Here is a 16,077-nt window from a genome sequence, read left to right on the forward strand (position 1 = left end):
CGCTGGGGGGCTTTTTTATGCAGAATATTTCACAACTACTCTCCTAGCACTTCCGAAAGCACGGCCAACGAGCGAATGTCGCCCAGCTTCTCGATGTGCAGCTGATAGTAGCGAATGAGTACTGCCAGCAGCTCGCGGCGAATGCGGCCATTTGGGACGGTGGCGGTAGCTGGGTCGCGGAGAAGCTCGTCGAAGTAATGGTCAAACTCGCGGAAGCGCAGCACCGTGGGCGCACTGCTGCTGTTGGCTGGGTTGCTGGCCTCCCCGGCAAACGCGACCTGGGTTGTTACCTGCTCACCTGACAAGATGCCGAAGCCCAGATAAGAAGCCAGCTGAAGCAGAAAAACCAGCGCAAAGTTTTCATAGCCCGAGGTTTGCTTGTCGAAAGCCAGAATAGAATCGTGGAGGAAAGTAAACAGGGGTTCGTTTTCCTCTTCCTCAAACACGGTGCGGCTCACTACTTCCGACAAAAATAGCACAACACTGCCCTTGCGCACATCATACGGAATGCTGGCAAATTGCTCGGCACACCGAAACTCCGACAAGCGCGTTATGCCCCCCGTACGAGAAGTATACGCCACCAGATCGAGCAAAGTAAAGGGCTGAAATAACGCAATGCGCCCCGGTGGCTTGGCCTTGCGCACACCGTTCACGATATACGTCTGCAAGCCTAGCCGCTCGGTGTACACTCGCGCAATGATGCTGGTTTCGCGGTATTTGATGTAGCTCAGGACTAAGCCACGCGTTTTTATGAGCATTTTTTACTTGTTGATGGGCTGACCGCTCCTTGCACACAGTATTAGGTGTAAAGACGCACATTCACGTCTGAAGCAATGCAAAGGTTGTCTCGGCCTCTGTTGTTTACTGGAGCGCTCTATCAATAGCTCATTAACACCAAAGCACGGCAACAAATTACCGTGCTACCACCGCTATTTTGCTGATGCAAGTGTTCTTGCCATCGGCGTCAGAGGATAGGACCATATACACACCCGACTGCACTTTGCGGCCGTTGTAGTCGGCTAGGTTCCACGTGAGGGTGCCGCCGTTAGCGCGGGTCTGGTACACGAGCCGGCCCCCAACGTCGGTGATCTTTACGACTGCGTTATTGGCCAAACCCGAAATACCGACCTGCCCTGTGAAATCGGTGCGGACGGGGTTGGGCGATACTTTGGCGCAGGTAGGCTTGCCTTCTGTAACCGTAGCTGAGCCTCGATAAGAAACCACCCCAGCATCGGTGACTACGAAAACATCCCCGGTGCGGTCATTCACGGCCACGTCCAAGATACGGTTGGAGGGTAAGGGACTATTGGCGGTAGTAAAGTTTAGCAATGCCTCGTCGGCGCTTTCGCTGAACAGCCATAAGCCCCGGTCGGTACCAAACCACTTGCGATTGGCGCCATCTACGGCTACGGTGCGTACTACATCGGTGCTCAGCGTGGCAAAGCCTCTGCTAGCGGCCGGTCCGCGCACAATAAAGGGCTTTTGAAACACCTCCTCGCTGCCAGCATCGAACACCAGACCCGGATTGGTAAGCACAGCCACCCCGGCGCTGGTAGTCACCCAGATACTGCCCTGCCGGTCCTTCACCATATCGTAGATATCGTTGGAAGGCAGACCATTAGCCGTGGTAAAATAACGGGGCGTCCGGGATGTTTCGTCGTAAGCAATAATGCCATTGCCCGTGGGCTGACGCGACGTGGAGAGCCACGCGTGGCCACCGTCGTCAAGCACGATACCGTTGAGGTTTTCGGCACCGTTGAAATACGGCAATGAGCGCCAAGTAGTAGCTACCGGATTAAAGATGTGGATGCTGGGCGTATTGGTAAACTCATGGCGGTTCACCACCCACACGTTGCCCTCGGGGTCTGCCGTGAGGTCCGTGACGCGGGTGTAGTTGGGGTCAAAATTGGGGAATTTGGGTGGAGCTAGGGCCGACTTCAGTGGGTTATTGCCGCTGCCATCGGTAAACTGACGAAAGCTGCCCAGCCCTTTCCACTCCAGCACCCCATTGCCGTAGCTGCCAATATAGAGCGTACCATCGGGAGTGCGCACGCCGTGGGTCAGGTCTTTCGGATTCGGGTACTGAGCGCGGTTAGGTACGGTTTGCGGGGTAATGTTGGTCCACTGCCCGTCTTTGTATTCGTAAAAGCCACCAAAAAAGTCGCTTTGTAAGAATCGGTCGGAGAAGCCGCCACTGAATACATTGGTGATGCCGGTGCGCGCATCGGTATATACACTAAAGGCCCGGGCGCTGGCAGGAGCATTAGTCACGAAGCTTTCAAACTGCTGGCCATCAGCGGTTTTGACGAGGCCATTCTGGAAGTCAGCTAGGTAAAAAGCGCCGTCGCGCGCCCGCGTTACGGCGCGCACATCACGCAGGCGCGCATCGCGGAGGGTGCGCACAGTGCCGCCAGGCTGGCTGAGTATGGACAGCTTATCGACATCGACTACCAGCAAGCCAGCCCGCGACGAGGTGAGTTGCCGAAATTGCCCCCCAGCGAAGCCTGGCACCGGTTGCCAGCCCCGTCCGGCCCCAGTTCCTCCCACAAAACGGTAGAGCTGGTCGCCGTTGGCGCCCGCGTACACCTTGCCCGCCTGCGTCGCCATTGTCCGGAAAGGATTGCCGGCCCGGGCCGGCAAATCGATAGTCCAGCTGCGAAAATTAGCGAGGTTATCGGTGAGGCGGCCCCGTAGCAAGCCGGCGGACGTAGCAGCATATATCGAGTCGCGGACGATGGTGCTGGCGTACACCTGCACGGCCTGCCCACCCGGCCCGATATTCACATAAGTATCGCGCACCTCCAGCCGCGTCATGTCAAATACGAGCAGGCCAAAGCTACTGGACAAGTAGGCCCGCTGGCCGCTAAACTGGATATGATTGACGGTTTTGGCCTGATTAATCTCGGCCCGTAGAATGTCGGTTACGTTTCGAATAGAGTTGTCAGGGCGCAGTACATCTAGGTTGCCATTATTATAGACAACTAGCACTTGCTGACTTACCGAATCATAGGCTACGGTGCCCACGCCCACGTCATTGAGGCCGTCGCGGCGGGAAAGCAGGCGGGTGGTATTGAGATCTTTATCGAAATAAAAAAAGGAGCTTTCGGTCGCTACGTATACCCGCGGGCCCGTGTCGACCAGGGCTTTAGCCTGGTTGGTGGGCAAATGCAGCTGCCAGTCGCCGTAGCCTACGGGCCCTTGTGCCAGGGCCGAAGTAAGAGCGCAAAGCCAAGCAGCAACGAAGCCAAACCAGCGAGAGGTATGCAGCGGATGAGTCATGAAACAAGAAGAAAGGCAACACCAGAACGTGCTCGGTGCTACAGCATTTTATACTGGGCCGAAACGCGCGCTGGGGGGCTTTTTTCTTTCATGCCATCCAGAAAGCAAGGCCGGCAGCGCGCTTCATATGAGTCGGTTTCGCCCAGCAAAATCTTATCCTCGGAAGCGGCAATACGGAAAGAATACGAAGCCAACTCACCGCAGCACACACACACGGCGTGTACTTTGGTGACGTATTCGGCTACGGCCATAAGGGCGGGCACGGGACCGAAAGGCTTACCGGCGTAGTCCATATCTAGGCCCGCCACAATAACGCGCGTGCCCCGGTTGGCAAGCTGCACGCAAACTTCGATCAATGACTCATCGAAAAATTGCGCTTCGTCGATGCCCACCACGTCGCAGCCGCTGGTAAGCAGCAGGATTTCCTGGGCCAAAGCCACGGGCGTCGAGCGGATGCTGTTGGCATTGTGCGACACTACATCGTGAGCGTGGTAGCGCGTATCGATAGCAGGCTTGAAGATTTCGACCCGCTGGCGAGCAATGGTAGCCCGATTCAAACGACGAATTAATTCTTCAGTTTTGCCCGAAAACATGGAGCCGCACACCACCTCAATCCAGCCCCGACGGGAGGCTTCGCGGTTGGTGCCGACGCGGGGTTCTAGAAACATAAGGACTTTTTGGAGGCGCTGACAGCGCTTGGCCGGGCTTGACTTTAAACCTCTAAAGTAAGGGTTTCGGCGGGGAGCGGCAAAGGCTAATGACGAGTTGCGGGCAAATCGGCGACGGGCTATGCGGGGCTGTAGGTTACGTGCGGCAGCTTGGTGGCTTCGGGCACGCGGGCCGTGAGGTGGCCCGTGGGCAGACGGGTTTGGCAGGTAAGGCGCTCATGAGAAAGTAAGCGTCCTGCTTGGCGGTAACGCAATTCGGCGGCCGTCTCGGGCGTTAGGTTCTCCGCGCCGCTCAGCACTTCCAAACGGCAGGTAGTGCAGCGGCCTTTGCCCCCACAGGCATGCATCCAGTCGTGGCCGGCGGCGTGCAGGGCAGCCAACAAGGTAGCCCCGGCGGGTACGGGTAGTTCGGCACCTGGTAAGTTTTGCACGGTCAGACTAGGCATCTTTCCTTAAATTGCCGATTGAATCAGGATCTGAAATGAAGGACAAATATAGCCACGCCAAGCGCGAACACTATGGCCGCCGGCTGGCCGCTCACCTCTGCGACCAGCATTTTGGCCCCCAGCCCACCACTACCCTCGATGGTCCCGCCGTGCTGCGCTTCACACCTATTCGACAGGTAAACCTACTGGTAGTGCAGCAACTACTAACGCAGTGGACGGCCGAAATGGCCCGCCTGCGCAGCCCCTACTTCGACTTTGAGGCTCCTGATGTGCGGCAGGCCCTTACCCAATTCATGAACACGCTTTCCCGACGTATTCGCTTGAATCGGCAGGCTTTCGAGCCCTTATTGGCGCGCGCTGTGGCCGACACGCTAGGCGTAGTCACCGACCCCACTCAAACTTTCGAGGAAAAGCTGATTGGCGGCCAGCCTACGACTACTGCCGCTCAATTGCGCGATTCGCTACGATATCTGGATTTTAATAAGGAGCTGTTCACGGAGTTTATCGACAGCTTGGCCCAGGATGCCCCGTTGGAGCGCGACTTTCTGCTGGAGCGCTTTCGGTTGCACCAGGAGGCTACTTATAAAGGTCACCAACTCATGGAGCGATTGGTAGCGGAGTTCAGCGCCTTGCTCCCGCTCACGGAGGCCGACCTGTGGGCTGATGGTCCAGTGAGGACGCCGGTCGCAGCTGTGGAGGAGCCCCGCCCCGCGCGGCCCGAGCCCGTGCGAGCACCAGTTGCACCGGAGCCAGTAGCGGCTCCGGTAGCTGCCACCCCAGCCCCAACGCCAGTCCAAAATGCCCCCCAGCCGGCCGCACCCACGCCTACCTTCGTGCCGACGCCTGCTTTTGTGCCAACCCCGGCACCAGCCCCGGTTGCGCCAGCACCGGCCTACCGCTCTACTACAACGGAAGCTGCTCCAGTTCGCCTTTATGAAAAGCTGAAAGCTGAGCGCCCGGCTGCCGTAACGCTAAGCGAATCGTTGCGGCCTGAAAAAGCGGGCGCCTCGCTGGCCGAAAAAGCCCCCCGGGTGGAATCATTGCGCGAAGCCATTTCTATTAACCAGCGCTTTAGCTTTATTAATGAGCTGTTTGCTGGAGAAAACATGGAGTACCACGCCGCTATTCAGCACCTTGACACGCTTGCGGACCCGGAAACGGCGAAGCGCTACGTGACTCAGGATTTGGCCGCTAAACACGACTGGTCGCGAAAGGAGGAGCACGTAGGCAAGCTGCTTAAGCTCATCGACCGGAAGTTCGCCTAAAAGGCTGACTGATGGCTCTGCCTTCCTCACGTCTGCCGCCAGCCTTACGCTGGCCTCATTGGCTGCTGGTGTATGTGCTGGCCGTGGGCATGGTGGCGGGCAGCGCCTACACCATGTACGTGCACTACGACTTCTCGCACTCCCTTGACACGCGCAGCTATTTGAGCGTGGCGCGTGGGGAGTTTCGGGGCACCAGCCTCACGCGGCGATACCGGGTGCTGGTGCCCGCCGCCGCGGCCGTCGTGGCCAAGCCTATCGCGCACTTTTATACGCAGTTGTGGCCTCAGCGCGCTACTAGCGACTGGCCTTTGCGGCTGGCTTTCTACTTGGTTAACACCTTGGTGCTGGCCGGGGCGGGATTGCTTATTTTTCGCACCTGCCTGCTATATGGCGCCACGCCGGCGGCCGCGGCTTTGGCGCTAGTGGCAGTGCTCACGAGCCGGTGGGCGGTGTATATTGCCGGGCTGCCGCTCGTAGACAGCCTGTATATTCTGGTCGTTGCCTTGGGCTTTTACGCGGCGCGCAGCGGTTCAGCAGCAGCCTTAGTAGCTTGCATCTTGCTAGGGCCTTTGGCGAAGGAATCCTTCGTTTTTCTAGCTCCCTGGCTGCTTCTATTCGGACAGCGTGCCATACGGTGGCCAGTTCAAGTGGCACTCTTGTTTGTATCAGGCGCCATAACCTATGGCGTGCGCCACTGGATCGACGTGCAGGCCGGATCAATGCCCCAGGAGAGCGTGCAAAATGCATTGAATCACTTCGAAAACATCGAATACTCGCTCCGACGTATGTTTTCGGTGAAGGGTGCGGGCGAGCTGTTCAGCATTTTTGGCTTCTTTACGCTGGTCTTGCTGGCCGGCTTGCGGGGCGGCAGAGCAGTCATTAGTGCCTGGCTACAGCCTTTGGGCTGGGCAAGTGGGGGGCTAATTTTGGTCGTTGCCGTGCACATGCTGCTCTCGGGCGAGTTGGCGCGCATGGGCTACCTGGCGGCGCCGGTCTTTGCCGTGGCGTTCAGCCTGATCCTGACGCGGCATTCGACTTTTCAATGGCTGCGCGGCGGGTAGTTTCAGCAGGCCCAAATGCTCTGCTAGTGCCTAGCGTACCAAATCCTGCTTACGGTAAGCGTCGATGGCCAGCATAATAAACAGCAGGATGGTAAACGACCACAGCGAGGAGCCACCGTAGCTAAACAGCGGCAGCGGGATGCCCACCACCGGCGCTAGGCCAATGGTCATGCCCACATTCACTGCAAAGTGGAAGAAGAAAATGCTGGCCACGCAGTAGCCGTAAGTCCGCCCAAACACCGATTTCTGACGCTCCGCCACATACACTAAGCGGATCAGCAGGGCCATAAACAGGATAATAACCACCACGCTGCCCGTCCACCCCCACTCCTCGCCTACGGTGCAGAAAATAAAGTCGGTGCTTTGCTCGGGCACAAAGTCAAATTTGGTTTGGGTGCCCTCCAGAAAGCCTTTACCCATCAGTCCGCCCGAGCCGATGGCAATCTTGGATTGGGTCACGTTCCAACCGACGCCCAACGGATCAGCCGACGGATTGATAAGCACCTCAATGCGCTTGCGCTGGTGGGGTTGAAGCACCTCATTGAAGAAGAAATCGACCCCGAATACCATCCCGACTACCACCGCCCACACGGTCAGCGACAAGGGCAAATGGTGGCGCATGACTTTGGAATTAACCAGAAAAACGCCCCCCAGAATCAGCGTAATGCCGCCTATTAGCCACAGCTTCGGCACCAGCAAGGCCAAAATTAGAATAATGCCCGCGGCAGCCAGAATGATAAGTATCAGCGGCGACATGCCCTCGCGGAAGTATGCCAGCAGAAAAGCTCCAAACACCAGTGCCTGTCCGGTTTCGTTGGAGGCTATAATGAGCAGCGGGGGGAGCAACGTAAGTCCGGCCAGTACCGCTTGGTCGCGCCAGTTCTGGTGGCGCAGGTTAATACCAGCCATATAGCGCGATACGGCCAGCGCAGTAGCAAACTTGGCAAACTCAGCCGGCTGCAAGCGTACAGGCCCTAGCTCCAACCACGACCGGGACCCCGCAATGGGGCGGGCAATGACCAGCGTAACCAGCAGCAGCACGACTACAACAGCATAAAAAACGTAGGCAAACGTGTCGTACGCCTTATAATCGACCACGACCAAGATAACCATCAGCACTACCGCCGTCCCAATCCAGAGGATTTGTTTGAACCAGTTGTAAGCCATTAGCTCCTGAAAGCCCTGACCAGCGAAATTAGCCGGCGCATCAGGCGAGTAGCTGGCTGCGTACACATTGAGCCAGCCCAAGCCTACCATCAAGGCATAGATGCCGATGGTTACCCAATCAAGGCTGCGACTGTATCTGGCGGGGGAGGAAGGCACTGGTAAGTGATAGGTAGAAGTTGGGAACTGTGCTTGATGCTAGCGACAGGTCAATGCTTTTTCTTCTTAATGAACTTGGAGGCTTCTCCCTGCACCCACTCTTCCCAATGGGTGCGGACAATAGTGCGGCGCAGATATTTCTCAATCATCAGCGAGGCCAAAGGAGCAGCAGAGGTACCGCCAAAGCCAGCATTTTCGATAAACACCGCAATGGCAATTTGCGGATCTTCGGCCGGCGCGAAGGCAGCGAAAGTGGCATGGTCGGGGCCGTGGGAGTTCTGTACTGTTCCGGTTTTGCCAGCCACCGAAATCCCAAACTGCGCCAGGCTAGCCAAATTGCCCGTGCCCCCACGCCCGTCTACTACGGCCTGCATCCCAGGAATGATAGCATCGAAGTGCTGGGGGGCAATATTGGTGTAATGACGCTCCTTATACTCCGGCAGCGGTCCGCCCTGCCCGACACCACGCACGAAATGAGGGGTATAGTAGTAGCCCCGGTTGGCAATAGTGGCCATAATGTTAGCCATTTGCAGGCCTGTAATTCCAATTTCGCCCTGCCCAATGCTCAAAGAATAGATAGTGCGGAAGTTCCAGCCATTACGCCCATACATTTTGTCATATAGCTCGGGCGAAGGAATAGAACCTTTGCGCTCCGAGCCCAAATCGACGCCCAACTGCTGGCCCAGCCCAAACGACATCACTTGCCTCCGCCACTCCGCCAGGCCCAGGCGGGCATCTTCTTTGGGGTTGCGGGAACGGCCGCGCATCACCACCGAACGCATTACTTGGTAGAAATAGGGATTGCAGCTTTGCTTGATGGCAATGCCCACATTGCTGGGGTGTTCGTGGTTGTGGGTGCACTTCACCAGTCTCTGGTTGCAAGCAAAGGCCGTGTAAGGCGTCACGGCACCCATTTGCAGGGCTACCAGCTCGTTTACTAGCTTAAATACCGAACCCGGCGGATACGTCGCCATGAGCGGACGGTTGAATAGCGGACGCTCAGGATTGTTGAGTAATTCCATGTACCGGTTGCCCATTCCTTTACCGCTGAGCTTGGCGGGCTCGAAAAAAGGCGACGATACGAAGGCCAAAATTTCACCGGTTTTGGGGTCGAGGGCTACAATAGAGCCCCTTTTGCCGGCCATCAGCATCTCCCCATACGCTTGTAGTTCGCTGTCGATGCTGATGTGTAGGTCTTGCCCGGCCACGGAAAGCGTATCAAATTCGCCTCCTCGAAAGGCGCCTTTCTCAATACCCCGCACGTTTACCATGCGGTATTGCACGCCCCGCCGCCCCATGAGCGTTTTCTCGTAAAACGACTCTAATCCACTGATTCCCAAATTATCGCCCGCTGAGTACTTGGCATATCTAGGGCTTTCGAGCAGTTTGGGCGTAATAGCTCCCACGTAGCCGAGGGCATGAGCCAGACTTTGAGTTTTGTAAGAGCGGGCCATATGGGCCTTAATGCTAAAGCCCGGAAAGTCGATCAGATTATCCTGAATAGCGGCCAGCTCAGGCGTACTCAGGTTCTGAACCAGCGGCGAGGCCTTTACCCGGGAGTACTTTTTAGCGTTCAGCAAGCCAGCGCGAAACTCCTCGATGGGTAATTGTAAAAGCTCACACAGGCGAAGGGTATCCAACTGCTTCACCTCGCGGGGCACCACCATCAGATCGTACACCGGCGTGTTTTGCACCATCAGCTCCCCGTTGCGGTCAAAGATCAGGCCCCGGTAGGGCACCTGCACAATGCGCTGTAAGGTGTTGCGGTCAGCGGCCAGTTTGTAGCTGCCGTCGAGCACTTGGATATAAAACAAACGCGCCGCAAATAGTAGTGCCACGACCAGAAAAATGGCCTGCACCACGTACTTACGACCTTCAAGGTATTGCAAAGCGAAAAACAATAAAAATGCCCCCAGCCCAGTGAACCGGTTCGCAAAGGTACACAACGCGGGGGGTCACTGTCTAGTCTGTTTGACTAGCGGCTTTACTCCCAGAGCATTTTTCAGGTAAATAAAGTTCTGCTTTTTTACCTGTTGTTGCGCCGCGATGGGAAGAAGAGTAGTTGCACAATTAGCAGGGTGATGCCCGTGAATAAAGTGCTCACTACCACCTTCGCCAGGGTAATTTCAATGATCTGAAAACTACCCAATTCGAGCAGAAAAAACGCGAGGTGGTGAATGCTTACTAGCAGACTTGTATACACCAGAAACCACTGCCAGCCCATCTGGTGCACGTTCACAGAGTCGGCGGCGTCGTAGCCGTCGCGGGGCGTGAGCAGACGTAGCACCCAGGGCCGCAGGTACATGAGCAGCACGGCTGCCGCGGCATGTACGCCTCCTGTGTCATAGAATATATCAATGGTGAGGCCTACGCCGAAGCCTAGCACCAGCTGCAATACGATAGGCGTTGTGATGGGCAGAAACAGGAGAAATCCCAGGTAGAAAAAGCACCAGCCCAAATCAAACAGCACCAGTTTACTGGCTACCAGCACGTGTAGCAACACGTACAAAACCATCAAGAGCGAATAGAAAATAAAGCCGCCGGCTGCTCTCATGGCTTTCGAATCTCTTCCATTTGCGGCTTCACTCCTGCCCGCGCTTCCACCGTATCGCGCTCGGCCTTGGGCCGGCTGTTCACTACGTACACGTAGGTAAGGCGCGAAAAGTCCACAGCCAGGCGCACCCGAATAGTCCAGAAGTCCTTGTCGGGTTCCTTGCTGAAGGCGTCGATGGTGCCAATCATCACCCCTTCCGGAAACACAGCATTGTAGCCGGAAGTCAGCACCGTATCACCTCGCACTAGCTCATTCTGCCGGGGAATCTGATCAAGCAGGACGTGGGTCGGGTCATCGCCCAGCCACTTTATACCACCCTCGGTGCCGTCGCGCTTTATTTTGGCCGAAATAACTGTTTTAGAGTGCAATACCGACGTAGCCGTGGCGTAGTGCTCACTGGCAACTTTCACGCGGCCTACCACGCCGTCGGCAGAAAGCAGGCCCATGCCAGGGCGCACCCCGTCGCGGGTACCAGCATTGATGGTAATATAGTTGTCGACGCGGCGACGGGAATTATTTATCACGCGGGCCGGAATCAACGGATAATCAGGGTCATTGGCGGGCAATTCGCGCAGACCTAGCAAGATAGAATCGCGGCGGGCGGGGCGCAGAGGCACGGCGGGCGCAAGGCTGTCGGGCAGGCGTCCGTCGAGGTCGGCGCGGTACAGCTGCTGGCGCAAGGCCGCATTTTCGGCTACCAAGCCCCGATTCACGTCCACTAAGCGAAAATAGTCCAACACCTGCGTGCGCAGCTCCAACACCCGGCCGGCGTAGGCGTTGGCCGAGTTGAAAAAAGCGGCCCGTTGGTACGAGCTATTGCGAATAAGTAAGTACAGACTCGCCACCTCCAGTAACCCGAACACCAGTATACCCCGGTAGCGGAAAAGGAAGGCGAAAAGGTTACGCATTTTTTAATGAAGAATGGAGAATGAGGAATGAGGAATCAGTGTCGGAATGAGGTTAATACCACTTCCTCATTCTCCCTTCCGCATTCTTCACTGACTTAGGACAGCAGCACGCTGCGGAAGCCCTGCAGGTTTTTAATAGTAGCACCCGTACCGCGCACTACCGCGCGCAATGGATCTTCGGCAATATGAATGGCCAGCTTAGTTTTAGCCGCTAAGCGCTTATCAAGCCCACGGAGCAGCGCGCCGCCGCCCGTGAGGTGAATGCCGTTGTCGTAAATATCAGCTGACAGCTCTGGGGGGCTAATTTCCAGGGCCTTAAGCACTGCCTCCTCAATTTTAGCCACTGACTTATCCAAGGCGATGGCGATTTCGGAAGAGGTTACCTTAATGACCTTAGGAATACCCGTCATCAGGTCACGGCCCCGGATTTCGTAGTCGGGTGGCGTAATGTCCAGTTCGGTAAGCGCGGCGCCTACTTCAATTTTGATTTTCTCGGCCGAGCGCTCGCCAATCAGCAGGTTGTGCTGGCGGCGCATATAGTCCAGAATATCCTGGTTAAACACATCGCCCGCCGTCTTGATAGACTGGTCACAGACGATACCAGAAAGGGCAATAACTGCAATTTCGGTGGTGCCGCCGCCAATGTCAATAATCATGGAGCCAATGGGCTGCTCCACATCAATGCCAATACCGATGGCAGCCGCCATGGGCTCCTGAATCATCCAAACTTCTTTGGCGCCGGCGTGCTCAGCGGAGTCGCGCACAGCGCGTTTTTCCACTTCCGTAATACCCGAGGGAATACAGATGACCATACGGTGCGAGGGCTGAAACAGACGATTGCGCGTGTCAATCATCTTAATCATGCCCTTAATCATTTCCTCGGCGGCGTGGAAGTCGGCAATTACACCGTCCTTCAAAGGGCGAATGGTGCGAATATTGTCGTGGGTCTTCTCGTGCATTTGCTGCGCTTGCCGGCCCACGGCGATTACTTTGTTGGTTGTGCGGTCCTTGGCAATGATACTCGGCTCATCCACCACGATCTTGTCGTTGTGAATAATGAGGGTATTAGCCGTTCCCAGGTCAATGGCGATATCGCTGGTAAGAAAGTTGAAAAAACCCATTGAGTTTACGGCGAGGCAAGTAAAAGAGAATGCGTGGGTTGCACCACGTAAAGAGGGCGCAAAAGTACGTAAGTTTGGCCGAAGCGCTACCAGTAAAAATTAGGGCGCTCTGGAGTTAAGCAGGTGGTGTAACGAAAAAACCTGCTCGAAATTGCAGCAGAAATGCCCCCCAGGCTCCGTATTTATTCTGATACGCAGTATTTAGGCATCCTGCGCTACGCCTGAGCTTAACTTATAAGCACGGCACAGCTGACTATTTATTTTTCAGATAGTTAAGGCCACATTTGAGGAGCAAGATTGTCTGCTTCTACTGCGGCCTTACCTGCTGAAAAATGACTGAGTAGCTTAATGCTTGAAATGACGCACGCCGGTCATAACCATGGCCATGCCTAGCTGGTCGCAGGCGGCGATGCTGTCCTGATCTTTGATAGAGCCACCGGGCTGTACCACGGCTCGAATTCCGGCCTCACCGGCAATCTCTACGCAGTCGGGGAAGGGGAAAAAGGCGTCGGAGGCCATGACGGCGCCGTGCAGATCGAAGCCGAAGGCCTTGGCTTTTTCAATTGCCTGCTTAAGCGCATCGACTCGCGAAGTTTGCCCTACGCCGGAAGCCAAAAGCTGGCCTGGCCGCGCCAGCACGATGGTATTGCTCTTTGTATGTTTGCACACTTTAGCCGCAAACACAAGGGCTTCAGTCTCCTCCGCAGTTGGCGCCGACTGCGTGACCACTCTGAAATCGGCGGCAGTTTCGGTTTGCCGGTCAAAATCCTGCTCTACAATGCCGTTGAGCAAGGTTTTGATTTGCTTAACAGGCAACTGCACTGGCTTCTGACGCAGCAGAATACGGTTTTTCTTGCTTTGCAGAATAGGCAGCGCGGCCTCCTCGAACTCCGGCGCGATGAGTACTTCAAAGAACAGTTTGTTTAGCTCCTCAGCCGTAGCCGCGTCCACTGGCTTGTTAACAATAATCACACCTCCAAAAGCCGACACTGGGTCGCAGGCCAGGGCTTGCACGTAGGCGTCGTGCAAGGAGGCTGCCTGAGCTACGCCGCAAGCATTGGTGTGCTTGAGTATGGCGCAGGCGGGCTGACCGTCAGCAAATTCCGCCATTAGAGCCACGGCAGCGTCTACATCAACCAAGTTATTATAACTAAGCTGCTTACCATGTAACTGGTCAAAAAGCGCTGACAAGTCACCATAGAAGGTACCGGCTTGGTGAGGGTTCTCGCCGTAGCGCAGAGCCGTAGCGGGCTGCTGGCTTATTCGCAAAGAATTGCCCCCCAGCGTTGTATCCTGACTTATATAATTGAAAATCTGGGTGTCGTAGTGCGAAGTGGTGGCGAAGGCGGCGGCGGCGTAGTGCCGTCGGTCATCGAGATCGGTAGCGCCATGTTTCTGGGTCAGCAGCTCGGCCACAGCTTCGTATTGGTCGCGGCTGCTCACGACCAGCACGTCGCGGTAGTTTTTGGCGGCGGCGCGCAGCAGGGAAATCCCACCGATGTCAATTTTCTCAATTACGTCGGCTTCGGCGGCGCCCGAGGCTACCGTTTCCTCGAATGGGTACAAGTCAACTACCACCAAATCGATGGGCGGAATCTCGTGCTGCTCTGCTTCCTGAGTATCGCTGGATTCGTGGCGGCGCTGCAAAATTCCACCGAACACTTTGGGATGCAGAGTTTTAACACGACCTCCAAATACAGCAGGAAACCCCGTTAGGCTTTCCACAGCCGTTACTTCGGCGCCTTGCTCCTCCAAAAACTGCTGGGTACCGCCCGTTGAGTACAGCTTGACACCGTGCTGCTTAAGTACCGCCACTAGGGGCTCCAAACGGTCTTTGTAGTACACAGAAATAAGCGCGGAGCGAATGGGCTGAAGCGACATAGCAGTAAAAGGATTTGGGCTGAAAGAATGGAGAGACGAAGGTAGTACCCGAACCGCGCCGAAGCTAGTAGACGACCAGACTGTTCAATTTTGAACCGGATGATTCCCACTAAATCATGACCTCTATCTGGTCAAATATGGCTAGCCTATTGACTGAATATAGATACCTCTATATAACCGGCCTACGGGAAAACGTTCTCTTTTTTCTGCTTCTTAGCTGTTTGTTAAGGCCGTCTATTCTGCAGCCACGCTAACAAATAGGGCAATATCCTTTCGGCTCCTTCCCACTTAAAATGCTTCGCCAATACTGAAATAAAAGCCGGAAGAACCTCGGCGGCCCACCCCATAATCAAACCGGACGTTGAGGCGGTCTTGGCGGTTGAAATGGAAACGTAAGCCAGCCCCGCCTGTCGCTTTGATGCCACCCTCATCAAAGGATGATAAGCTGTTGCCAACCTGGCCTAAGCCACCAAACACGACTCCATTGAAGCGCCAGAACAAGTACCGGCGCACTTCGGCCTGTAGGGCCACTAGCTGCCGGTCGCGGTAACGGCCTTCGTAGTAGCCGCGCAGAATCCTGTCGCCGCCGAGATTGGCTAATTCCCGAAATGGTACGCGGCCCATGTGAAACTGCCCTACCAGTTGCATGGCCAAAATGGTTTTGTTATCTTGAGTAAGGGGTTGGAAATGACGGGCATCGAGCAGAAAACGGCTGAAGCGGTAGTCGCTACCCAGCCAGCCGCCATTGAATAAGCTACTTATTTCCAGATAATTACCTCGAAATGTACTGAGTACATTATCGCGGCCATCGTAGAGTACGGAGGGGCCCAGGCCAGAGATCAGGGTATTCTGCCGTTCGCGGGCATCACGCTCATATAGGAGGCTGGGGCGCTCCTCGGTGGGGCTGCCCTCGTTGATGTCGGCATTTACCTGCACGTCGCGCAGATCGGTGCGACGATATTGGAGCCCAGCGAATAAGTTGGGCGCGATTCTCTTTAATACCCGTTGATTGAAAATAAACACTTTATACTCTATCACCGACTCATCATCACTTTCGGTGCTCGGCCCAAAGCCGTAATAGTTAATGGGAAATTTGTAGTAGTAGCTCAACTCTCCACTCAGCAAAAATCGCTCACCGGGCGTAAAAATGGTGTGCGACAATTGCACCAGACTCTGGCTTTTCTGGGTACGCCACGCAATGAGGCGAGCGTTGGACTTGCGCACTGTGGTATCGGTACCGAAACGCCACACCGGCAAAATGGCTGCTCCGTAGCCCAAGCCGGTTTCGGGTTGCGAGAAGACAATGGGAAACGGGATGAAACTGGGTTTGTCGCGCTTGCTTTGGGTGGGCTGGGGGGCATTTTTGGGCGTCCCGACTGAGTCGGGCGCCGCTGGCATAACTTGGGCAGTAGCGGTGTGAGCAACAAAACCAGCCAACAGGCAGACGTACAAAAAGCGCATATCCAGAACAAAAAACGGCCAAAACCAGCCGCAGCGCCGGAAGATACGCGTTGGACCAAGAATCTGGATTTTGTTCTGAGCTTCATTTGCAGCGCGCTTTGACTAAAGGT

General features: G+C 55.7%; 13 protein-coding genes. 2 read left to right on the forward strand and 11 right to left on the reverse strand.

Annotated features, from left to right (window positions below; genetic code table 11):
• Positions 1-35: 35 nt before the first annotated feature.
• The 4 genes from recO to ACW9KT_RS18455 all read right to left on the reverse strand — a co-directional run bounded on the left by recO (position 36) and on the right by ACW9KT_RS18455 (position 4,393).
• Positions 36-758 (reverse strand): DNA repair protein RecO, encoded by a 723-nt coding sequence (recO, locus tag ACW9KT_RS18440; protein WP_457083110.1) that lies wholly within the window; start codon positions 756-758, stop codon positions 36-38.
• A gap of 154 nt (positions 759-912) precedes the next feature.
• The gene (porZ, locus tag ACW9KT_RS18445; RefSeq protein ID WP_457083112.1) at positions 913-3,279 is read right to left on the reverse strand and encodes a type IX secretion system anionic LPS delivery protein PorZ; all 2,367 of its coding nucleotides are present in this window, start codon (positions 3,277-3,279) and stop codon (positions 913-915) included.
• Between the two features lie 38 nt (positions 3,280-3,317).
• Positions 3,318-3,947 (reverse strand): thymidine kinase, encoded by a 630-nt coding sequence (locus ACW9KT_RS18450; protein WP_457083113.1) that lies wholly within the window; start codon positions 3,945-3,947, stop codon positions 3,318-3,320.
• 119 nt (positions 3,948-4,066) lie between these two features.
• A complete protein-coding gene (locus tag ACW9KT_RS18455; RefSeq protein ID WP_457083115.1) occupies positions 4,067-4,393 on the reverse strand; it encodes a 2Fe-2S iron-sulfur cluster-binding protein in 327 nt (108 codons plus the stop codon).
• A gap of 35 nt (positions 4,394-4,428) precedes the next feature.
• On the opposite strand from ACW9KT_RS18455, the gene ACW9KT_RS18460 reads away from it, so the two are divergent.
• Together ACW9KT_RS18460 and ACW9KT_RS18465 are read left to right on the forward strand one after the other, a co-directional pair.
• On the forward strand, positions 4,429-5,658 hold the full coding sequence (locus ACW9KT_RS18460) for a hypothetical protein (protein ID WP_457083117.1): 1,230 nt from the start codon (positions 4,429-4,431) through the stop codon (positions 5,656-5,658).
• Positions 5,659-5,669: 11 nt separating this feature from the next.
• Positions 5,670-6,719, forward strand: coding sequence for a hypothetical protein (locus ACW9KT_RS18465; RefSeq protein ID WP_457083119.1), 1,050 nt, complete (start codon positions 5,670-5,672; stop codon positions 6,717-6,719).
• Between the two features lie 30 nt (positions 6,720-6,749).
• On the opposite strand, the gene rodA is transcribed toward ACW9KT_RS18465, so the two are convergent.
• From rodA to ACW9KT_RS18500, 7 genes are all read right to left on the reverse strand, one after another.
• Positions 6,750-8,042, reverse strand: coding sequence for a rod shape-determining protein RodA (gene rodA / locus ACW9KT_RS18470; protein WP_457083120.1), 1,293 nt, complete (start codon positions 8,040-8,042; stop codon positions 6,750-6,752).
• A gap of 50 nt (positions 8,043-8,092) precedes the next feature.
• Complete coding sequence (gene mrdA, locus ACW9KT_RS18475) at positions 8,093-9,931, reverse strand: penicillin-binding protein 2 (protein WP_457083122.1); 1,839 nt, start codon at positions 9,929-9,931, stop codon at positions 8,093-8,095.
• A gap of 137 nt (positions 9,932-10,068) precedes the next feature.
• Positions 10,069-10,557: a hypothetical protein gene (locus ACW9KT_RS18480; RefSeq protein ID WP_457083171.1), complete on the reverse strand. Its 489-nt coding sequence runs from the start codon at positions 10,555-10,557 to the stop codon at positions 10,069-10,071.
• 35 nt (positions 10,558-10,592) lie between these two features.
• On the reverse strand, positions 10,593-11,504 hold the full coding sequence (gene mreC, locus ACW9KT_RS18485) for a rod shape-determining protein MreC (RefSeq protein WP_457083124.1): 912 nt from the start codon (positions 11,502-11,504) through the stop codon (positions 10,593-10,595).
• A 95-nt stretch (positions 11,505-11,599) separates the two neighbouring features.
• A complete protein-coding gene (locus tag ACW9KT_RS18490) occupies positions 11,600-12,625 on the reverse strand; it encodes a rod shape-determining protein (RefSeq protein ID WP_457083126.1) in 1,026 nt (341 codons plus the stop codon).
• A gap of 345 nt (positions 12,626-12,970) precedes the next feature.
• Positions 12,971-14,506 carry a bifunctional phosphoribosylaminoimidazolecarboxamide formyltransferase/IMP cyclohydrolase gene (gene purH / locus ACW9KT_RS18495; RefSeq protein ID WP_457083128.1) on the reverse strand — a complete coding sequence of 512 codons (1,536 nt, stop codon included), beginning with the start codon at positions 14,504-14,506 and terminating at the stop codon, positions 12,971-12,973.
• A 288-nt stretch (positions 14,507-14,794) separates the two neighbouring features.
• Positions 14,795-15,967, reverse strand: a complete 1,173-nt coding sequence (locus tag ACW9KT_RS18500; protein ID WP_457083130.1) for a BamA/TamA family outer membrane protein — start codon at positions 15,965-15,967, stop codon at positions 14,795-14,797.
• Positions 15,968-16,077 lie beyond the last annotated feature (110 nt).

Source organism: Hymenobacter sp. HD11105, from assembly GCF_054051685.1.